The 19,989-nt window shown below is 65.6% G+C and carries 14 protein-coding genes and 1 pseudogene; 10 read left to right on the top strand and 5 right to left on the bottom strand.

The genetic code is table 11. The features are described 5' to 3' along the window. The first annotated feature begins 6 nt into the window (after positions 1-6). The 5 genes and pseudogenes from J2W14_RS01470 (at position 7) to J2W14_RS01455 (ending at position 7,122) form a co-directional block, all read left to right on the top strand. Positions 7-2,334, top strand: a complete 2,328-nt coding sequence (locus tag J2W14_RS01470) for an FdhF/YdeP family oxidoreductase (RefSeq protein ID WP_307457345.1) — start codon at positions 7-9, stop codon at positions 2,332-2,334. A gap of 8 nt (positions 2,335-2,342) precedes the next feature. After that, entirely contained in the window at positions 2,343-2,930 is a 588-nt protein-coding gene (gene folE, locus J2W14_RS01465; RefSeq protein ID WP_307457343.1) for a GTP cyclohydrolase I FolE, read from the top strand. Positions 2,931-3,017: 87 nt separating this feature from the next. Next, positions 3,018-3,261, top strand: a pseudogene (locus J2W14_RS21185) (molybdopterin molybdenumtransferase MoeA); the annotation flags it as partial. A 383-nt stretch (positions 3,262-3,644) separates the two neighbouring features. Next, positions 3,645-4,445: an IclR family transcriptional regulator gene (locus J2W14_RS01460; RefSeq protein WP_307457340.1), complete on the top strand. Its 801-nt coding sequence runs from the start codon at positions 3,645-3,647 to the stop codon at positions 4,443-4,445. A gap of 652 nt (positions 4,446-5,097) precedes the next feature. Beyond that, the gene (locus J2W14_RS01455; protein WP_307457338.1) at positions 5,098-7,122 is read left to right on the top strand and encodes a BCCT family transporter; all 2,025 of its coding nucleotides are present in this window, start codon (positions 5,098-5,100) and stop codon (positions 7,120-7,122) included. 153 nt (positions 7,123-7,275) lie between these two features. On the opposite strand, the gene J2W14_RS01450 is transcribed toward J2W14_RS01455, so the two are convergent. Then, positions 7,276-8,208 (bottom strand): LysR family transcriptional regulator, encoded by a 933-nt coding sequence (locus J2W14_RS01450; protein WP_307458258.1) that lies wholly within the window; start codon positions 8,206-8,208, stop codon positions 7,276-7,278. A 160-nt stretch (positions 8,209-8,368) separates the two neighbouring features. On the opposite strand from J2W14_RS01450, the gene J2W14_RS01445 reads away from it, so the two are divergent. Together J2W14_RS01445 and J2W14_RS01440 are read left to right on the top strand one after the other, a co-directional pair. Then, positions 8,369-9,673 (top strand): aromatic ring-hydroxylating oxygenase subunit alpha, encoded by a 1,305-nt coding sequence (locus J2W14_RS01445; protein ID WP_307457334.1) that lies wholly within the window; start codon positions 8,369-8,371, stop codon positions 9,671-9,673. Continuing rightward, positions 9,670-11,085, top strand: coding sequence for a ferredoxin reductase (locus tag J2W14_RS01440; protein WP_307457332.1), 1,416 nt, complete (start codon positions 9,670-9,672; stop codon positions 11,083-11,085). The genes J2W14_RS01445 and J2W14_RS01440 overlap by 4 nt, the downstream gene beginning before the upstream one ends. A gap of 267 nt (positions 11,086-11,352) precedes the next feature. On the opposite strand, the gene J2W14_RS01435 is transcribed toward J2W14_RS01440, so the two are convergent. The 4 genes from J2W14_RS01435 to J2W14_RS01420 all read right to left on the bottom strand — a co-directional run bounded on the left by J2W14_RS01435 (position 11,353) and on the right by J2W14_RS01420 (position 16,929). Next, entirely contained in the window at positions 11,353-12,489 is a 1,137-nt protein-coding gene (locus J2W14_RS01435; protein ID WP_307457330.1) for an acyl-CoA dehydrogenase family protein, read from the bottom strand. Between the two features lie 178 nt (positions 12,490-12,667). After that, positions 12,668-14,422: an acetyl/propionyl/methylcrotonyl-CoA carboxylase subunit alpha gene (locus J2W14_RS01430; RefSeq protein ID WP_307457327.1), complete on the bottom strand. Its 1,755-nt coding sequence runs from the start codon at positions 14,420-14,422 to the stop codon at positions 12,668-12,670. Beyond that, positions 14,422-16,119, bottom strand: coding sequence for a carboxyltransferase domain-containing protein (locus J2W14_RS01425; RefSeq protein ID WP_307457324.1), 1,698 nt, complete (start codon positions 16,117-16,119; stop codon positions 14,422-14,424). Before J2W14_RS01425 ends, J2W14_RS01430 begins: the two co-directional genes overlap by 1 nt. Before the next feature lie 45 nt (positions 16,120-16,164). Continuing rightward, on the bottom strand, positions 16,165-16,929 hold the full coding sequence (locus J2W14_RS01420) for a LamB/YcsF family protein (protein ID WP_307457321.1): 765 nt from the start codon (positions 16,927-16,929) through the stop codon (positions 16,165-16,167). A gap of 108 nt (positions 16,930-17,037) precedes the next feature. Here J2W14_RS01420 and J2W14_RS01415 point away from each other — a divergent pair, with 108 nt between their 5' ends. The 3 genes from J2W14_RS01415 (at position 17,038) to J2W14_RS01405 (ending at position 19,988) form a co-directional block, all read left to right on the top strand. Then, positions 17,038-17,781, top strand: coding sequence for a GntR family transcriptional regulator (locus J2W14_RS01415; protein ID WP_370871161.1), 744 nt, complete (start codon positions 17,038-17,040; stop codon positions 17,779-17,781). Between the two features lie 157 nt (positions 17,782-17,938). Then, positions 17,939-19,156 carry an NRAMP family divalent metal transporter gene (locus J2W14_RS01410; protein ID WP_307457318.1) on the top strand — a complete coding sequence of 406 codons (1,218 nt, stop codon included), beginning with the start codon at positions 17,939-17,941 and terminating at the stop codon, positions 19,154-19,156. Between the two features lie 4 nt (positions 19,157-19,160). Beyond that, a complete protein-coding gene (locus J2W14_RS01405) occupies positions 19,161-19,988 on the top strand; it encodes a putative hydro-lyase (protein ID WP_307457315.1) in 828 nt (275 codons plus the stop codon). The last annotated feature ends 1 nt before the right edge of the window (position 19,989 follow it).

Below are 19,989 nucleotides of genomic sequence, written 5' to 3'. Positions count from 1 at the left end.
CATCACATGGCTTCAAGAGCCCCCCTCCATAACATCGACGAGTCAAAGCTGACTGTCACCAAACCTAAGACCAAGGCCGTCGGAATCCCCGCGGTAGTGAATTCGCTGAAGATCTCCCTCGAGCAGATGGGTCCGCTGCGCAGTGTCCAAACGCTGCTGGCAGTCAACCAGGTCGACGGGTTCGACTGCATGGGCTGCGCGTGGCCCGAACACAAAAAGCGCAACGCGGCCGAGTTCTGCGAAAATGGCGCGAAGGCAGTGGCCGAGGAGGGCACGCGCCGCCGCGTCAGCCCCGAGTTCTTCGCCCAACACTCCATCGAGGACCTGAAAACACGGGACGACTACTGGCTGGGTCAGCAGGGCCGACTGACGCACCCGATGCTTTTGGCCGAGGGGGCAACGCACTACGCGCCTATCGAATGGGAGGCAGCCTATGAGCTGATCGCCCAGGAGATCAAAGAAATGGACCATCCCGACCAGGCAGTTTTTTACACCTCCGGGCGGACCTCGAATGAAGCCGCGTTCCTCTACCAACTCCTCGTCCGGGGACTGGGCACGAATAATCTCCCCGATTGCTCCAACATGTGCCACGAGTCCACGGGTTCGGCCCTCGTTGAAACCATCGGCATCGGCAAGGGCTCGGTCAGCCTCGTCGACCTCGAGACAGCTTCGCTGATCTTCGTTGCCGGGCAGAATCCAGGTACTAACCACCCGCGCATGCTCAGCGCCCTGGAAAAAGCGAAGAAGAACGGCGCCGTCATCATCTCCGTCAACCCACTTCCCGAGGCCGGGCTCATCCGGTTCGAGAATCCGCAGACGATCTCCGGAACGCTCGTGGGCACGCAACTGACCGACGACTTCCTGCAGATCCGGGCCGGCGGGGATCAGGCCCTCTTCCAAGGGCTTGGCAAATACGTCCTCGAGGCCGAGACACAGGGGAGGAAGACCCCGGGACTGACTACGGTCCTGGACCACGAATTCATCAATAACCACACCGTCGGCATCGACGAATACCTGCGGCACCTCGAAAAGGTCGAGTGGAGTGAAATAGTCGAGGCCACGGGCCTGACTTTGGAGCAGATCAAGTCCACGGGCGAACGCCTGCTGGCCTCCAGTGCCACCATCGTCTGCTGGGCCATGGGCCTGACCCAGCACAAACACTCAGTTCCCACCCTCCGCGACGTCGTCAACGTGCTGCTTCTCCAAGGCAACATCGGGAAGCCCGGAGCAGGAGTATGCCCCGTACGCGGCCACTCGAACGTCCAGGGCGACCGGACCATGGGCATCTTCGAAAAGATGCCAAAGTCGTTCCATGACAGGCTGGACCAGGAGTTCAAGTTCCATTCCCCCCGCAAACACGGCTACGACACCGTCGCGGCAATTCGCGCCATGCGGGACGGCAAAGTCCGCGTCTTCATCGGGATGGGCGGAAATTTCGTCCGGGCGGCCCCGGATTCCGAGGTCACAGAGCGGGCACTGGCAAACACAGACCTGACGGTACAGATCTCCACGAAACTGAACCATTCCCACGTGTCCACGGGCCGACGCGCGCTGATCCTCCCGACGCTGGGCCGGACCGAGAAGGACGCGCAGAGCACCGGCGACCAGAGAGTTACAGTGGAAGACTCCATGAGCGCCGTCCATGCGTCCCGCGGACGTATTAAACCGGCAAGCGAGCACCTCCACTCAGAAGTGGCCATAGTGTGCAACCTCGCCCACAAGCTCTTCACCGACAGCGACAACCGCCCACTGCCCAACACGCCTAAAGCTGCCTGGCTCTCGATGAAAGACAACTACTCCCTGGTCCGGAAACACATCGAGGCGGTCATCGACGGCTTCGAAAATTTCGAGGAGCGGATACAGCACCCTGGCGGCTTTGTCCTCCCCCACCCTCCGCGGGACGCCAGACAGTTCCAGACCGCGTCGGGCAAGGCCCACTTCACCGGCAACGAGCTGGAATTCATCAAAGTACCCGAGGGGAGGCTGGTCCTTCAGACCCTGCGCTCACACGACCAGTACAACACCACCATCTATGGCAAGGATGACCGATACCGCGGTATCCACGGTGGGCGCCGGGTGGTTCTTGTCAACGAGGCTGACATCGCTGAGCTGGGCTTCAGGGACGGTGACATGGTTCATTTGATTTCCGAGTTCCGCGGGACAGAGCGGCGGGCCGACAACTTCCGGATCGTTTCGTACTCGACCCCGAAGGGCTGTGCGGCAGCCTACTACCCGGAGACCAACGTGCTCGTGCCGCTCGATTCGGTAGCCGACACGAGCGGCACACCGACATCCAAGTCCGTCATCGTGCGGCTTGAACGGGCCGTAGCGTGAGCGCCGACATGATGACGGCAACAGCGTCCAAGGGTGTGGACGGGCCGCGGGTTGAGCAGGCCATCCGCGAATATCTACTTGCGATCGGAGAGGACCCTGACAGGCCAGGGCTCGTGGATACGCCCGCGCGGGTAGCCCGGGCGGCTGCGGAGATATTCGGCGGGCTTCATGAGGACCCCCTGGCCGTGCTGGATAAGACCTTTGACCTTGGGCACGGAGAAATGGTCATCGTCAAGGACATCCCCTTCTACTCCACCTGCGAACACCACCTGGTGCCGTTCCACGGCGTAGCCCACGTTGGCTACATCCCATCGGCTGAGGGCCTCGTCACGGGACTGAGCAAGCTGGCCCGGCTCGTCGATGTCTTTGCACGCAGGCCCCAGGTCCAGGAACGGCTGACAACCCAGGTCGTTGATGCGCTGGTCAGTTCGCTGCGGCCCCTGGGGGCCATTGTGGTTATTGAGTGCGAGCACCTCTGCATGTCGATGCGCGGTGTCCGCAAGCCCGGGGCCAAGACCATCACGTCAGCCGTCCGCGGGGAGCTCCGCCTGCCGGCGGCCCGGGCTGAGGCGCTCAGCCTGATACACGGGCGCTAAGGCGCAACTTCGATACTCCGCAAGGAAAGCGGCCAGATCACACAGGACATGGATGGCAAGCTCCTGCTGGCCCTCAATGACCGCGCACAGGTCCGAGACACGTCCGGTCCCCCAACTGGGCACCGTCATTTCACTGCTGGGGGGCATCCCTGAAAATCCCTAGCTGCCCTGGAAGATTCCGAGGCACTCCCCGGGGAGCAGCCGGACGTCGTTATAACGACAGGCGGAACCGGACGGCCGCGCCCGGTGGGCGACTGCTGCGGGACGGCATCGCCATGCGCCGAGGCCATCCTGCTGTTCTGGCCTCCCGGACGGTCGGTTCGTCGTCGGACGTCGAAACCGGAGAGATGTTGATTGGATTCAGCAGGGTGCACAGCTTGAGTGTCTGCGCTGGCCGCGAAAGGCTAATCTGTCCGCGCGCAGCGATGTCCCCGCCGGGCTCAGCGTCTCCACCGTCCCCGTGAACAGGGCGGCGGCCGTCGAGGGCGACGAAGCCGGTAACCGTGGTCAGACGGCCAGGCCGGTACCGGTTCAACGCCCCTTCCGCCCCGGTTTATGCGCCCGAACTCCGTGGATTGCACGGCCGCGCGAAGGCTGGGATGACGGTTGACGAGCCAGCGCCTGAGGCGGTCTAGGATGAAAGTTGACTAGGGTTGCAGTTCGGCTGGGACTTCCAGGCCTGGGTACACCGCATGGACAAGGACACGAGGCGACATGGCCGCACGCAACGACCCGGATCAAGGCGTAGACGCACAGGGCGGAGGCGTCCAATCGGTGGACCGTGCCCTCCAGATTCTGGATATCCTCGCCCGTGAGGGTGATGCCGGCGTCAGTGAGATCGCTGACGAGATGGGCGTCCACAAATCCACAGTATCCCGCCTGATGGGGTCCCTGGTGGGTCGTGAACTGGTCCGCCAGAACAGCGAACGCGGCAAGTATCAGCTGGGCTTTGGAATCCTGCGATTAGCATCGTCCATCCCGGGCCGATTGAGCGTGGTGCGAGAGGCCAGAGACGTTTTAGAGAGCCTCGCTGCGCGCTACAAGGAAACAGTGAACTTGGCCGTCCTGCGATCGAATTATGCCGTCAACGTGGACCAGGCCATGGGCCCCTCCACGCTCGCAACCTACGACTGGGTCGGCAGCCTAACGCCCCTGCATGCCACGTCGAGCGGCAAGGTTCTGCTTGCTGCCCTTCCGGCCGACGAAAGGGACACCATCCTCAAGACCGTCGGCCTGCCAGCCCGCACTCCGCGTACCGTGACGAATCGTGCGCAACTAGAGAAGCAGCTGGTCGAAATTTCCCGGCAAGGCTATGCGGTCGTCCACGAGGAGTTCGAAATCGGCCTGTCAGCGGTCGCAGTTCCCATTTATAACCATCTTGGGAAGGTAATCGCCGCGGTGAGTATCTCGGGTCCTGCGTTCCGGTTCGCTCCGGAAGAGGATCCCGGACTCATCGAAGGGCTCCGCGCGGCTGGGCTGTCCATTAGCGCGAAAATGGGCTACAGAAGCCGATAAGCCCAACCGCGGAGGTCGGGCATATCGGAGGGCAAATGGGCGCTCGATTAGCTAGCCGGAATGACGTCCGCTACAACTTCCCGAATCCAGTCGTGGACTGCGCTGATGTGGTGCTCGCTCGGAACCAGTACCCGCCCTTCGCGTAGATGTTTGATCCCATGACGTGTTGGTCGGACCAGAAATATGGTCTTTCAGCGGCTGCTGAGGTGCGCCGTGGTCGAGCAGCGCCACTTTGCCTGGCGATCGTCGTCGTCTGTTTCCACGAAACCCTGGGCACGGGCAGCTCGGCAGCGGAGAGGCCGGTGAGGGATGCCCGACGACAGCAAGCGTCCCCATATCCCACCCCCCAACTGCTTCCTGCGCAACAATAGTCGCGATATGCAACAGCGTGACGTATCCCGGGTTGCATGTCAAGATTCCCGGCAGATCAGCGAAAACCCTTGACATCCCTTTTTATCGGGCGCAATCTGTTGCTTAGTGCGATTTCCGTTGAGTCATACGGAACGATTCCGTCTGCACCTACGAAGTGCAAATTGTCGACGGCACATCATGATCACCGAATCGGACGAGGTCCCCAACCTTCCGCCCGGTCTGACTCCCGAGGGCAATGTTTAACCGCAGGCCCATGCCTCCCCGAGCAAAGGACCCGCTCATGGCTTTTGATAGTGACTTAAAATCCCATACACCCGAGGAGTTGCCTGCTGACAACGGCGTGGCAGATGCTCCGCTTAACAAGGAACCTGGAAGTGGGAAGAGGAGTAAAGCAGTCTTCGCTGTCTCCGAGGATGTAGACACATCCCCCGCTGTCCTCGATCCGGAGGACGGAGGCACGGCCATCTTGCCGGACGTCGAAGAGTACGAGCAGATCCTCGAAGAGTTGCGTCATGCCAAGACCGAGCAAGCAGTTGCGGATCGACGGAACCATAAGCTCGTTCTCGACAAGGTCACGTTCGGGATCACAGGCGTCATAGCCATTGCCTTTGTTATCTGGGGCTTCGTGGGACGCGACAGTCTGTCCGAAACTTCCACGGGTGCCCTGAACTGGGTCATGGAGTACACAGGATGGCTGTTTATGCTCCTGGCGTCGCTCTTCGTGGTCTTTGTCCTGTGGCTGGCCATGGGCAAGTTCGGCAACATCCCGCTCGGTAAGGATGGTGAAAAACCCGAATTCCGTACTGTCTCCTGGGTCGCGATGATGTTCGCCGCCGGCATGGGCATCGGGCTGATGTTTTACGGAGTGGCCGAACCGCTCTACCACTACATCTCTCCGCCGCCCGGCACCGTGAACGGCCGGACCCCCGAAGCCATCCAGACAGCCATGGCCACCTCGATCTTCCACTGGACCCTGCATCCCTGGGCCATGTATGCAGTAGTCGGCATCGCAATGGCCTACGGCACCTACCGCTTGGGTCGCAGGCAACTGATCTCCGTCGCCTTCACGTCGATCTTCGGCGTCAGGACGGTCGAAGGGCCACTCGGAAAGTTCATCAACATCCTGGCCATTTTCGCCACCTTGTTTGGTACCGCCGCATCGTTGGGCCTGGGTGCCCTGCAGATTGGCAGCGGCATGACCTCCAACGGTTGGTTCGGCGAAATCGGCACCCCCGTGCTCGTGGCGATCGTCGCCGTCCTGACCTTATGCTTCGTCGCTTCGGCCGTCTCTGGCATCAGCCGCGGCATCCAGTGGCTCTCCAATATCAACATGGTCCTGGCCGTCGTCCTTGCGCTGATCGTCTTCATCGCCGGCCCCACCCTTTTTATCCTCAACTTGATCCCCTCCGCGGTCGGCGACTACGCCCGCGACCTGGCCGAGATGGCGTCCCGGACTGAAGCGGTCGGCGACGAGTCCCTGCGAAGCTGGATGACCAGCTGGACTATCTTCTACTGGGCCTGGTGGATCTCCTGGACGCCGTTCGTAGGACTCTTCATTGCCCGCATCAGCCGCGGCCGCACCATCCGCCAGTTCGTCACCGGTGTGCTGCTGGTGCCCAGCGTCGTCAGCGTGATCTGGTTTGCCGTCTTCGGAGGCGCCGCCTTCCACGTCCAGCAGGAAGCCGACAAGGCCAATACCCCCGGCCTGGTCACCATGGTCAACGGGACACCGTCCGTCAACTTCGACGGAGCACTCTTCGACCTGATCAAGAACCTGAGCATGCCTGACTGGGCTACCACTGCCGTTATCGTGCTGGCCATGGTTCTGGTCGCCATCTTCTTTATCACTGGCGCCGACGCTGCCTCCATCGTGATGGGATCGCTCAGCTCCAATGGCGCCGAGCACCCCCGCCGCGGCGTGGTCATCTTCTGGGGCTGCCTCACCGGCGCGGTGGCGGCGGTCATGTTGCTGGCCGGCGGCGATGAACCTTCGGAAGCCTTGGCTGGCCTGCAACGAATCACCATCGTGGCAGCGCTACCGTTCGTCATCGTCATGATGTTGCTCTGCTTTGCCCTCACCAAGGACCTGCGTCGCGATCCCCTCTCCTTGCGGCGTCGCCTGGCCACATCCGTAGTGGAACGGGCCATACGCACTGGCGTGGAACAACACGGCGGCGTGCAGTTCGACCTCGTAACAAAGCACGACTGCGCCGAAACGTGCCCCGACTCGGACTGTCTGGGAGGTACTCCCACGGGGAGCATCCCAACCGTCGAACCCCGGCATCCAGTCCCGGACAGTAAATAGCTGCGCACCTTAAGTAGCAACCCACCTAGGCGGCACGCGGCTTGTTCCGGCCCGTGCCGCCTAGGCACGCCCACCTCCAAGGCCGGCTGAGCGGACGTGTCGCCACCATCAGGACCTGCTGGCCTGTCGACAACGAATCGCGGCCATCCGGTCTCAGAGATCGTCTTTGGGCCGGGCGGTGAGTATCCGATTGGCGCTGACCTGCAGGATGCCGAGCGACTCCTGGATCAGGGGCGATGCGATGCTGCCCTTGCGCACCGCAGCGACAATGCGGCGCGCGGGCTTCCCCTTGCCGGTAATGCGCAGTCTAATCACGTTTTCGGCACTGCGCAGGGGCGCCAGCCGCGGCAGCAGGCCCACGCCCAGTCCCGCACCAACGAAGGCGATCTGGGTTTCCCATTCAACGGCCTCGTGGGCAATCCGCGGTGTCACCCCAACTGCCGTGAACGCCGCGGTGAATAGGGCATGGTAGGTGGAACCGGCGGCCTCGGTGATCCAGGGTTCCGACGCCAGCTCTTCGAGCGTCACCGTTTCCCGCGATGCCAACCGATGGTCGGCGGGAATGATCACGTCCAAGGGATCGTCGAGCAGAAGGGTCTGCTCGAAGCGCTTATCGTCCTCAACATAGGTGTCGGACTGCATCGCGACGACGACCGCGAGGTCGATTCGCTCAGCAACCAACAAGTCGAAGCAGCGGGCCGGGTTGGCCTCGAGTACCTGCACCTCCAGGAGGGGGCGTGTCGAGCGCAGGGTGGCGGCCAGCGGCGCGAGCAACTGGGCAGCCGCCGTGGAGAATCCGCCGAGCCCAAAACGGGACTGCACCTGGTCGCCGGCCTCCATGGCCGCGGCGCGCAGGCTCTCCCATTCCGCAATGAGCGCGTCCGATCCCGCCACGAGATAGCGGCCCGTGGCGGTCAGCCGCACCCCCCGGCCGTCCTTCGTCAGCAGCTGCATTCCAAGCACACGCTGGAGCTCCCGCAATTGCGCGGAGACGGCGGAGGGAGAATAACCCGTGAGCTCCGCGGTTGCCCCGACGGTGCCGCACCGGGCAAACACCCGAAGTGTTATAAGCCGCGGATCGATCATGCACCAATTATGCACGGTTATTTCCAAAATCTTGCGCTTTTCTTGCAGATCGATCCTCCCTAATCTCATGACTAGAACGTTTTCGACAGCGCCGGTTGCCCCCACCAACCCCGTAGTCCCCACGAATCCACATTTACTTACCCCTCCCGGGAGGAAACACATGTCTGCTCCAGTGAACGTGCCCCTCAATTCACGCGGAAAACTCGCTTCATCATTGCCTGCCGAGCAGGTGGCGGAAATCACCGAGTTGTTCGATTTCCGACGCGTGGGATATTCCCTCGATGCCCCCTTCTACACGGACCCGACGATTTTCAACATCGACATGAAGGCCATTTTTGGCGAGCACTGGATCTTTGCCGCCAGCATCGCTGAGCTCCCGGAACCGGGCGACTACGTCACTGTCGACTACGGGCCCTACTCCCTGATCGTGCTGCGCAACGACGACGGCGGCGTAAACGTCCTGCACAACGTGTGCCGCCACCGCGGCGCCCGCGTCCTGACCGAACCCGCGGGGACCACGGGCAACCTGGTATGCGGCTATCACTCCTGGACCTACTCCCCCAACGGTGATTTGATCCATGCCTCGGCACCGGGGGAAACGAAGTTCGACAAGGGCTGCTTCGGCCTCAAGCGCGCCCACAGCCGCGTGTTCGCCGGACTCATCTTCGTCTCCATTGCGGACGAACCGCCGACGGATTTCGACGAAACCGGAAAGATATTCGAGCCCTACCTCGCGCCGCACGATCTGTCGAAGACGAAAATCGCCTACCAGCAGAACATCGTCGAGGAGGGCAACTGGAAGCTCGTCATGGAGAACAACCGTGAGTGCTACCACTGCGACGGCCACCCGGAACTCGCCTGCTCCCTCTTTCCCACCTGGGGCCTGACGGAGGGCCTGATCCCGCTCCATCTCGAGGAGGTGTGGGACCGCAACAAGGAAGCACAGTCCTCGCTCGAGGACCGCTGCCGCCGCTATGGCCTTCCCTATGAGGTCGTCGAGGAGCTCGACACCCGTGTGGCGGGAATCCGCATCTCGCGAGACTCGCTCGACGGTGACGGCGAATCGTTCTCACCCGACGGGCACAGGCTGTCCAAGAAGCTGCTCGGAGACTTGCGGGACTTCCGCCTTGGCCGCTGCTCGATGCATTTGCAGCCCAACAGCTGGTTCCATTTCCTCGGGGACCACGTCATCACGTTCGCCGTCTTCCCCGTCAATGAGCACCAGACACTGGTACGCACCACCTGGCTGGTGGCTGACGACGCCGTGGAAGGCGTCGACTACGACCTGGAGAAGCTCACCCACACCTGGAAGCAGACCAACCTGCAGGACAAGGCGTTCGTGGAGCTGTGCCAGAAGGGCGCCGGCAGCCCCGCCTATCAGCCCGGCCCGTACATGAAGAGCGAATACCAGGTCGAGGCGTTCATCAACTGGTATGTGCAGCGCGTGCAGGAGCACTTGGCATGATTGAACTCGGCACCGTCACGGCAATCCAGGAACCACAGCGCATTCGCGGTCTTGAGATGCCGTGGAACAGGGTGATGGGCGGCACCGACGGACCCGCCGGTGCCGCCCGCGCGTTGGGGCCCTGGCATCCGCAGGAGTTCATGGCCGAATGTGTCGAGACCGTTCCCGAGGTGGGCGGCATGATGACCTTCGTGTTCCGCCGCTCCGACGGGGCGCCCCTGGCGTTCCGTCCGGGCCAATACGTGAATGTCGCCTTTCCCGTGAACGGCGAGGACCAGGAAGCGGTGGACCGCAGCTACTCGCTGTCCAGTTCGCCCACCAAGCCGTGGACCTTCAACATCACAGTCAAGTGCGACCACACGGGACAGGTCTCTCCGTGGGTGCACGCGAACGTCAAACCCGGCACCATCCTCGAGATGCTGGGACCGGTCGGGGCATTCCACCTGCCCGACGCCGACCGGCGGGCACGGTACCTCTTGCTGGCCGCCGGCGCCGGCATTACCCCCATCATGTCGATGGTGCGGACCATCCACTCCCTGCCCGGACAGGCAGATGTCGTGGTGCTCTACCACGGAGCGGCGGCCGGAGACTTTGCCTTCCACAAGGAGTTGGCCTACATCGCCTCCGTGGACTCGCGCGTCAAGGTCTTCTACTCCCTGGGCGACCGCGGCAAACCCGAGGGGTGGGAAGGGCTCACCGGAAGGCTGACGGCGGCCATGCTCGACGAGGTGGCCCCCGATGCCAACGGCCGCCAGGTCTATGCCTGCGGCCCCGAGGGTTACCTGAACACCGCCACCGAGCTCCTTGGGAAGGTCGGCGTCGACGACACCTCCATCCACATGGAATTCTTTTCGGGAGACCGCCAGACGATCCTTGAATACCAGGCGGAGCTCGCGCTTGCGGTGGACATTGCGGAGGGAATCGCCGAGGAAATCGCCGATTCCGCTGAGGACTACTACGAAAGCCAGCCCACCGCGTTCGGGCTCTACGAGCCCGGCTACGACGCCGGGGGAACCCTGAAGGCCACAGGGCTGCCGCTGGAAACCGTCGCCCCGGACGCGCCCTGTCCCGAAGGCCGAGGCGGCAGTCCGGACGTGGGGCCGGAGGCAGGCTCCCCCGATGCCTCGAGCTTCGACACTGTCGGAACGGGAAGCCTCACTCTGTCCTTCATGCGCACCGGCATCAACGTGCGCATCGACCCCGCCGAACACATCCTCGGGGTGGCCCAGCGTGCGGGCGTCAGGATCGGCGCGAACTGCAAGGAAGGCATGTGCGGCTCCTGCAAGGTCGTCAAGCTTTCCGGGGAGGTCGAGATGAACCACCAGGGCGGGATCCGGGCACGGGAAATCGATGCGGGCAAGTTTCTGCCCTGCTGCTCTACCGCGCGCACCGATTTGGTGATCGATGCTTAGCCGCCTCCTGCTGCTCTAGGCCGGACAGGCCGGCACGCAGCAATCAGCGGCTACCCGATCAGGGCCAGCACCGCGCCGGCAGCAACGACGCCGCCGGCTTCCGCGCAGGGGCCGGTCACGGTGCCGTCGCGGTGGAGCTGTCCGGGCTCAAGCACTTTCGGCACCCCGTGGTGGGCGACCTTCAGCTCAGGAACCGCTGAAGCAGGGCTAAGGGGCGGCCGACTGTCGGGAACGCCCGGCTGTCAACGGTAATAACCGCGTCCCTGGCTAGGTACCGGCCACGGTGCGGCCAATGATCAGTCGCATGATCTCGTTGCTGCCTTCGAGGATCTGGTGGACCCGCAGGTCCCGGGCGATCTTCTCCAGTCCGTACTCGGAAAGGTAGCCGTAGCCCCCGTGGAGCTGGATAGCGCTGTTGGCCACGTTGAACCCGGCATCCGTGGCGACCCTCTTGGCCATGGCGCAGAGCTTGACGGCGTCGGGCGCGCCGCGGTCCAGCGCGTCCGCTGCCCGCCAGAGCAGCGTCCGGGCGGTCACTAGCTCTGTTTCCATGTCGGCCAGCTGGAACAGCAGGGATTGCTGGTTGATCAGCGGTCCGCCGAACGCCTCGCGTTCCTTGAGGTAGGCCACCGACTTGTCCAGGGCAGTCTGGCCGCCGCCCAGGGAGCAGGCGCCCATGTTGACGCGGCCTCCGTTGAGCCCCTTCATCGCGATCCCAAAACCGCTGCCTTCGTCTCCGAGGCGGTTGGCAATCGGAACCCGGACATTGTCGAAAATAACCTGGCGGGTCGGCTGGGCGTTCCACCCCATCTTTTTCTCGTTCGGACCGAACGACAGGCCCGGGGTCCCCGCCGGGACCACGATGGCCGTGATGCCGCGGCTTCCGGTGTCGGCGGTGCGGGCCATCACGATGTAGTAGCTCGACGACCCGGCCCCGGAGATGAATTGTTTGACGCCGTTCAGCACGTACTCATCGCCGTCGCGCGCCGCCCTGGTGCTCAGCGCGGCAGCATCGGAGCCGGCGCCGGGCTCGGTAAGGCAGTAGCTGCCCAGGGCTTCCATGGAGGCAAGCTGCGGCACCCACTGGGCGCGCTGCTCATCGTTGCCGAACGAGTCGATCATCCAGACCACCATGTTGTGGATGGAGATGTAGGCGGCAATCGTCGGATCAGCCTTGGCCAGTTCCTCGAAGATCAGCACCGCATCGCTGCGCGTTAGCCCGGAGCCGCCGAACTGCTCCTGCACATAGATGCCGCCCATACCCAGGGCGCCGGCTTCGCGCAGCACGTCCACCGGGAAGTGTTTGGTCTCGTCCCATTTCGCGGCGTTCGGCGCCAGAGCCCCGTTGGCGAAGTCCCGCACCATCGCAACCAGCGACTGCTGGTCCTCGTTGAGTTCAAACATTCCCAGTCCTCCGAAGTGTAGATCTTGACTCAATGTAGTACGACGGCCCAATTATTACTAGGACTTCCTACTACATTTAATTCACGACCCCCTCCGGACCCGACATGGCCCCGATCCCCCGCTGCTTGCCGACTGGCCGGTGAACGAGCGGCGGGCCACAGGAACCAGGAACGAGCGGCTACCCGATCAGGGCCAGCACCGCGCCGGCAGTAACGACGCCGCCGGCTTCCGCGCGGAGGCCGGTCACGGTGCCGTCGCGGTGGGCCGGGACCTGGGTTTCCATCTTCATCGCCTCCAGCACGACAACGGGATCCCCCGCCGCGACCTCGGCGCCCGGTTCCACGAGCCACTTCACCACAGTCCCGGCCATCCCGGCGCGCAGCTCCCCGGGGTGGGGGGCGGCAGCTCCGCCGTCGGACGTTCCGCCCACGGAAACCCCCGCGGGAAGGGGCACGCCGGACCGGGCCCAGCCGTCCAGCAGGTCCGCCGGCAGCCCGACCGCCATCCGGCGGCCGTCCACCTCGACGGTGATGGTGCGGCGTTCGCCGTCGGGCGCGGTGGTGCCGAAGCGCGGGTCGGCGGCGATCGTGTCCGCGAAGTCCGTTTCGATCCACCGCGTGTGGATCCCGAGGCCGGTTTCGGAGGTGAAGTCCGGGGAGTCGACCACGGCGCGGTGGAACGGGAGCACGGTGGCCACCCCGGTGATGCTGATTTCGGCGAGGGCGCGGCGGGCGCGGCGCAGCGCCTGCTGCCGGTCGGCGCCGGTGACGATCAGTTTCGCGAGCAGCGAGTCGAACTGCGGCGGGACGAAGGAGCCGGGGCGGACGCCGGTGTCGAGCCGGAGGCCGGGGCCGGTGGGGGCGTGGAACTCCTCGACGGTGCCGGGCGAGGGCAGGAAGCCGCGCCCGACGTCCTCGGCGTTGAGCCGGAATTCGAAGGCGTGGCCGCGCGGTGTCGGGTCCGCGGTGAGGCGCAGCGGTTCCCCGGCGGCGATGCGGAACTGCTCCTGGACGAGGTCGATTCCGGTGGTTTCCTCGGTGATGGGGTGCTCCACCTGCAGGCGGGTGTTGACCTCGAGGAACGCCACGGTGCCGTCCGCGGCGACCAGGAATTCCACCGTGCCGGCGCCGGAGTAGCCGGCCGCGCGGCAGACCGCCTTGGCGGCGTCGTAGATCTGGCGGGTCTGTTCGTCGCTGAGGAACGGCGCGGGCGCCTCCTCCACGAGCTTCTGGTGGCGGCGCTGGAGCGAGCAGTCGCGGGTTCCGACGACGACGACGTTGCCGTGCGCGTCGGCGAGGACCTGCGCCTCGACGTGGCGCGGCCGGTCGAGGTAGCGCTCCACGAAGCATTCGCCGCGGCCGAAGGCGGCGACGGCCTCCCGGACAGCGGAGTCGAAGGCTTCCTCGACCTCGTCGAGGGCGCGGACCACCTTCATGCCGCGGCCGCCGCCGCCGAAGGCCGCCTTGATGGCGATCGGCAGGCCGTGCTGCTCGGCGAAGGCGCGGGCCTCGGCGGCGGATTCCACCGGGCCATCGCTGCCGGCAACCAGCGGGGCGCCGGCGCGGACGGCGGTCTCGCGGGCGGTGATCTTGTTGCCGAGCAGCCGGATGGCGTCCGGGGTGGGCCCGATCCAGGTGAGGCCGGCGTCAAGGACGGCCTGGGCGAAGTCGGCGTTCTCGGACAGGAAGCCGTAGCCGGGGTGGAGGGCGTCGGCGCCGGACTCCGCCGCCGCGGCGAGCAGCTTGGGGATGTTGAGGTAGGTGTCCGCGGGCGAGTTGCCGCCCAGGGCGTAGGCCTCGTCCGCGGCGGAGACGTGCAGGGCGTCGGCGTCGATGTCCGCATAGACGGCGACGGAGGCCAGCTGCGCGTCGTCGCAGGCCCGGGCGATCCGGACGGCGATTTCACCGCGGTTGGCGATCAGGACCTTGCGCATCAGTAACTCGCTTCTTCTTCGGGGGTGACGGGTTGGGGGGTGGCGTTCCCGGTGAGGGTGGATTCGGCCCAGCGGAAGCGGATCTTCCCGCCGATCGGGACCTGGCCGGCGCGGTCCAGCTGGGAGTCGACCACCACGGCGATCACCGGGTAGCCGCCGGTGATCGGGTGGTCGGCCAGGAAGAGCACGGGGAGCCCTTCCGGCGGAACCTGCAGGGCGCCGGCGACGGTGCCCTCGCTGGCGAGTTCGCCCTGGCGGGTGCGCTGCAGCGGGGTTCCCTGCAGGCGCATGCCCACCCGGTTGGACTGCGGCTTCACTTCCCAGTCCTGGGCCGTGAACGAGTCCAGCGCCCCCTGATCGAACCAGTCGGCGCGGGGGCCGGGGACAACGTCGAGCACGGTGACCCCGGTGCCCGGGTACTCCGGCTGCAGTTCGGGGTGGCCGACAACGCCGGATTCGGCCTCCCCGCCGGCGGCGAGGAGCTGGCCAGTCGCCAGCGGGGCGGGGCCGATCCCTGACATGGTGTCGGTGGAGCGGCTGCCGAGCACCGGGGCGGTGTCAACGCCGCCGCGGACGGCGAGGTAGCTGCGGAAGCCGCTCTCGGGGGCGCCGATGCTCAGGGTTTCGCCGTCGAGCAGGGCGAAAGGAGTGGCCATCGGGACGGTCCGCCAGGACGGACCGGACCCGGCCTCGTCGGCGTCGTCGAAGTCGGAGCCGGCGTCGAAGCCGGCGTCGGAGCGCGACTCGATGGTCAGCTCCGACGGCGCCCCGGCTACGGCGAGGACCTGGTCTCCAACGGCCTGCACCGTGAGCCCGCCGGCGACGGTCTCCACCGCGGCGGCCGACGGCGCGTTCCCGACCAGGCGGTTGGCCCGGCGCAGCGAGGCCCGGTCCAGCGCGCCGGCCGCGGAGACGCCCAGGCCGGAGTGGCCGTAACGGCCAAGGTCCTGGATCAGGCTCTGCAGCCCCGGCGCGACGACCCGCAGTCCGGACCTCAGCTCGGGAGCAGGAATCTGGGCCTGCTGTTCCGGCGCCAGCGTGACGATGTCGCGGACCGCGCGGTACTGCACCTGGTGGCCGGGGGCGGCCAGGGCGGGCTGTTCCCGGTCCAGGTCCCACATGGTGGCGCCGGTGCGTCCGATCAGCTGCCAGCCGCCGGGCGAACGGCGCGGGTACACTGCCGAATAGTTCCCGGCCAGCGCCACCGAACCGGCGGGGACGGCGGTGCGCGGGGAGCTGCGCCGCGGCACCTCGAGCACCTGGTTTTCGCCCACCATGTAGCCGAAGCCCGGCGCGAAGCCGGCGAAGGCCACGGTCCAGATCTGGCCGGTGTGGGCCGCGATCACGCCGTCGGTTCCAAGGCCGGTCAGCTCGCCCACCTCGGCGAGGTCCTCGCCGTCGTACACGGTGTCGATGACCACCAGCTCGCCCTCCCGGTGCGCGGGGGCGGTGAGGTCGAGCTGGAGCAGCCGTGCGGCGATCCGCCGTGCCGACACCGGCGAATCCGCTGTCACCAGCACCGTCTCCGCCGCGGCGAGGACGTCCAGCTGGCCCGGCAACGGGTGCTCAACGAGCAGTGCCTGCAGGGCCAGCACGTCCTGGGTTCCGGAGAGCTCGGCCAGTACCGCGCGGGTTCCCACCGCCCGCACGGAGCGGACCTTCTGTACTGCCAGGGTTTGCCCTGCTGTATCAATCATGAGCTGCCTTCATCGTTTGGCGGTGCTTCGAGGGGGCCGCGCCGCTTAGGCGTGGACGAATGCGGCCGTGCTGATGCCGGCGGCGGTCAGGGCCGCCCGGACTGCGGCGGCCATGGTGACGGCGCCCGGGGAGTCGCCGTGAACGCAGATGCTCTCTGCGCGGATCTTCAGGATGGAGCCGTCAATGGTGCGGACGGCGGAATCTGAGGCCATCCGCAGGACATGCTCAGTGACCTCCGCATGGTCGTGCAGGACGGCTCCGGGCAGGGTGCGGGACACGAGCGTGCCGTCCGGGTTGTAGGCCCGGTCCGCGAAGGCTTCGGTCACGGCCCGGAGGCCGGCGGCCTCGGCCAGGCGGAGCACCTCTGAGCCCGGCAGGCCCAGGATGGGCAGGTTCGGGTCGACGGATTTCACGGCGTCGACGACGGCTTTCGCCTGCGCGGTGTGCGCCACAATCGCGTTGTACAGACCGCCGTGCGGCTTGACGTAGGTGACCTTGCCGCCTTCCGCCGCGGCCAGGGCCTGCAGCGCGCCGATCTGGTAAACGACGTCGTCCGCGAGTTCGATCGGGTCGATGTCCAGAAAGCGGCGGCCGAAACCCGCCAGGTCGCGGTAGCCGACGTGGGCGCCGATTACGACGCCGGCGGCCACCGCCTCGCGGCAGGTCTTCCGAATCACGCTGGGGTCCCCGGCATGGAATCCGCAGGCAACGTTCGCGCTGGAAACCGAACGGAACATCGCCGTGTCATCTCCCAGGCTCCAGCGTCCGTAGGATTCGCCGACGTCGCTGTTCAGGTCGATGGTTGCCATTTGTGATCCTCGTCTCATGGGGGTTCCTCTATCTAGGATGCACCAAATCTCAGAATTGTTCAACAATTCTTCAATTCCACGATGTGACGATCGTGTAGATTCGCATCTATGACGAGCGCCGAATCAGGACTCCCTGGCCTTCCCGGCTCAATCGCCGCCGGACGCAGCAAGGCCTCCGGCACCGCGGGTGCGGCCCTGGGGTCGGCGGCCCGGCTGCGGGTGGCCACCCCTTCCGTGGCGGACCGGGTCGCGGCCGAGCTGCGGCTGCAGCTGGCGGAAGGGCTGCTGCTGCCGGGCGCACGGCTGACCGAATCAACCATCTCCGAGGAGCTGGGCGTTTCCCGCAACACCATCCGCGAGGCCTTTGCCGAGCTCGCGGCCGAGCGGCTGGTCGTCCGGCACCCCAACCGCGGCGTGTTCGTCGCGACCCTGGGGCCGGGCGAGATCCACGACGTCTACACCGTGCGCCGGTTCATTGAAGTGAGCGCCATCCGCGGCGGAGGAAGCCCCGAGCGGGTGGCGGCGGTCCGCGCGGCGGTGGAGGAAGGCAAGGCCGCGGCGGCAGCGGACGACGAGGAAGCCCTCGGCACCGCGAACCAGCATTTCCACGGGGCCATCGTGGCGCTGGCCGAGAGCCGGCGCCTCAACACGATCATGGCCCAGGTGCTGGCCGAGATGCGACTGTTCTTTCACAAGGCCACCGTGGATGCGCATTTCTACCGCAGCTACCTCGACGACAACGAGAAAATCTGCAAGACCCTTGAGGCCGGGCAGCTGGACCGCGCCGGGGACCTACTGCTGGCCTACCTGAATAACTCGGAGGAGAAACAGCGCGCGGTCCACGGCGACTGAGCGAAAATTGACCCGCCGGAGGCCCCGGTAAATCACCGGGGCCGGAACAGCACACTTTAAAATTGTTGAACAATTCCTTGCGCAGATTGTTCAACAGTCGGTACAGTTGCGGGAGACAATCGTTGTGACGCCAGTCACCCAACTGTTGGGACTCCCCATGGAAACCACCACCGTCAAGGCCGCCCTCAAACCGGCCGCCCGGCGTTCCGCCCTGCTGGGCGCCATGTTCCTCATGGCCACCAGTGCCATCGGCCCGGGGTTCATCACCCAGACCACAGCCTTTACCGTCCAGCTCGGCGCCGCCTTCGCCTTCGCGATCCTGGTCTCCATCCTGGTCGACATTGCCGTGCAGGCGAACGTCTGGCGGATCATCGGCGTCTCCGGCCTGCGGGCCCAGGAGCTCGGCAACAAGGTCCTCCCCGGCGTCGGCTGGTTCCTGGCCGCGCTCGTCTTCATGGGCGGGATCGTCTTCAACATTGGCAACGTCGCCGGAACCGGGCTCGGCACCAACGCCATGATGGGATTGGATCCCAAAATCGGCGGGGCCATCTCCGCCGTGCTGGCCATCCTGATCTTCCTCAGCAAGCGGGCGGGCGTGGCCCTCGACCGGATCGTGGTGATCCTCGGTGCCCTGATGATCCTGATGACGCTGTACGTGGCAGTCGTGTCGGCCCCGCCGCTGGGTGAGGCCCTCAAGAACACCGTGATGCCCGAGAAGGTCGACTTCCTGGTCATCACCACCCTCATCGGCGGAACGATCGGCGGCTACATCACGTACGCGGGTGCCCACCGCATGCTGGACACCGGCGTCACCGGCGTTGAGAACGTCAAACAGATCACGCAGAGCTCGATCGTGGGGATTCTGGTCACCTGCGTCATGCGCATCCTGCTCTTCCTGGCTATCTTCGGTGTCGTCGCCGGCGGCGTGGCCCTGACCGGCAACAACCTTGCCGCCTCCGCTTTCCAGGCCGCAGCAGGAGACATCGGCATGCGCGTCTTCGGTGTCATCCTGTGGGCCGCTTCCATCACCTCCGTGATCGGTGCCGCGTACACCTCGGTCTCCTTCGTGACGAAGTCCACCACCAAGGACCGCACCCGCAACCTGATCACCGTCGGCTTCATCTCCTTCTGCACCGTGGCCTACCTGCTGATCGGCCAGGCCCCGCAGCAGCTCCTCATCTTCGCCGGCGCCTTCAACGGCCTCATCCTCCCCGTCGGGTTCGGAGTCCTGCTCTGGGTGGCCTGGCGCCGCCGGGACCTCATGCAGGGCTACGTCTACCCCAAGGGCCTGCTGGTCATTGGCATCGTGGCCTGGCTGCTGACACTGTTCCTCGGCTACAGCTCGCTGACCAGCCTGGCAAAGCTGTGGGCCTAGACCAATGAATCTTCCCGAGGTGAACGTCCCGTCCCGCATCGCCCGCCCCGCAGACCCGTCAGGTCTGCTCCCGGCCGAGGCCCGGGCCCTGTTCCGCGCCGGCCTCGTGACGCCGACCTCCGGCTGGAGCAGCGGCTACGCACAGGCCAACCTGATCATCGTGCCCAAGGCGCAGGCCTTCGACGTGCTGCTGTTCGCCCAGCGCAACCCCAAGCCCTGCCCTGTCCTGGGCGTGCTGGACGCCGGCGCGACCTCCGGTGCGCTGCTGGCCGGAGGTGATATCCGCACCGACGTGCCCAAGTACGTGGTGTACCAAGACGGCCGGAAGGTCGACGAACCAACCGACATCACGGACCACTGGCGCGATGATCTCGTGACGTTCATTGTGGGCTGCAGCTTCACCTTCGAATCCGCCCTCCAGGACAACGGCATCCGGGTGGCCCACATCGACCAGGGAGTGAACGTGCCCATGTACCGCACGTCCGTCCGCTGCGAACCGGCCGGACAAATGGCCGGCCCGCTGGTGGTCTCCATGCGGCCCGTTCCGGCCTCCCAGGTGGCCGACGCCGTCCGCATCACCTCCCGCTATCCGGCCGTGCACGGCGCGCCGGTCCATGTCGGAAACCCCGCCGAACTGGGCATTGCGGATCTGGGCCGCCCCGACTTCGGCGACCCGGTCCGGATCCCGGACGGCCATGTGCCCGTCTTCTGGGCGTGCGGGGTGACGCCGCAGGCAGCCGTGATGGAGTCGAGGCCGGCACTGGCAATCGGCCACGCCCCGGGGCACATGCTCATCACGGACGCGCGCGACACCTCGTACCAGGTCCCGTAGG

Origin of the sequence: Pseudarthrobacter oxydans (assembly GCF_030812335.1) — a bacterium.
GTDB classification, from domain to species: domain Bacteria; phylum Actinomycetota; class Actinomycetes; order Actinomycetales; family Micrococcaceae; genus Arthrobacter; species Arthrobacter oxydans_B.
Note: the sequence above shows the minus strand (reverse complement) of the source record. Positions and strands in the feature narration are given on the sequence as shown.

What these genes read in the sequence shown, in the direction of transcription:
- J2W14_RS01420 (WP_307457321.1), bottom strand. Translation starts at nt 16,929, where the DNA reads ATGGCAACCATCGACCTGAACAGCGACGTCGGCGAATCCTACGGACGC.
- J2W14_RS01460 (WP_307457340.1), top strand. Translation starts at nt 3,645, where the DNA reads ATGGCCGCACGCAACGACCCGGATCAAGGCGTAGACGCACAGGGCGGA.
- J2W14_RS01440 (WP_307457332.1), top strand. Translation starts at nt 9,670, where the DNA reads ATGATTGAACTCGGCACCGTCACGGCAATCCAGGAACCACAGCGCATT.
- J2W14_RS01415 (WP_370871161.1), top strand. Translation starts at nt 17,038, where the DNA reads ATGACGAGCGCCGAATCAGGACTCCCTGGCCTTCCCGGCTCAATCGCC.
- J2W14_RS01470 (WP_307457345.1), top strand. Translation starts at nt 7, where the DNA reads ATGGCTTCAAGAGCCCCCCTCCATAACATCGACGAGTCAAAGCTGACT.
- J2W14_RS01405 (WP_307457315.1), top strand. Translation starts at nt 19,161, where the DNA reads ATGAATCTTCCCGAGGTGAACGTCCCGTCCCGCATCGCCCGCCCCGCA.
- J2W14_RS01410 (WP_307457318.1), top strand. Translation starts at nt 17,939, where the DNA reads ATGGAAACCACCACCGTCAAGGCCGCCCTCAAACCGGCCGCCCGGCGT.
- J2W14_RS01430 (WP_307457327.1), bottom strand. Translation starts at nt 14,422, where the DNA reads ATGCGCAAGGTCCTGATCGCCAACCGCGGTGAAATCGCCGTCCGGATC.
- J2W14_RS01455 (WP_307457338.1), top strand. Translation starts at nt 5,098, where the DNA reads ATGGCTTTTGATAGTGACTTAAAATCCCATACACCCGAGGAGTTGCCT.
- folE (WP_307457343.1), top strand. Translation starts at nt 2,343, where the DNA reads ATGATGACGGCAACAGCGTCCAAGGGTGTGGACGGGCCGCGGGTTGAG.
- J2W14_RS01445 (WP_307457334.1), top strand. Translation starts at nt 8,369, where the DNA reads ATGTCTGCTCCAGTGAACGTGCCCCTCAATTCACGCGGAAAACTCGCT.
- J2W14_RS01435 (WP_307457330.1), bottom strand. Translation starts at nt 12,489, where the DNA reads ATGTTTGAACTCAACGAGGACCAGCAGTCGCTGGTTGCGATGGTGCGG.
- J2W14_RS01450 (WP_307458258.1), bottom strand. Translation starts at nt 8,208, where the DNA reads ATGATCGATCCGCGGCTTATAACACTTCGGGTGTTTGCCCGGTGCGGC.
- J2W14_RS01425 (WP_307457324.1), bottom strand. Translation starts at nt 16,119, where the DNA reads ATGATTGATACAGCAGGGCAAACCCTGGCAGTACAGAAGGTCCGCTCC.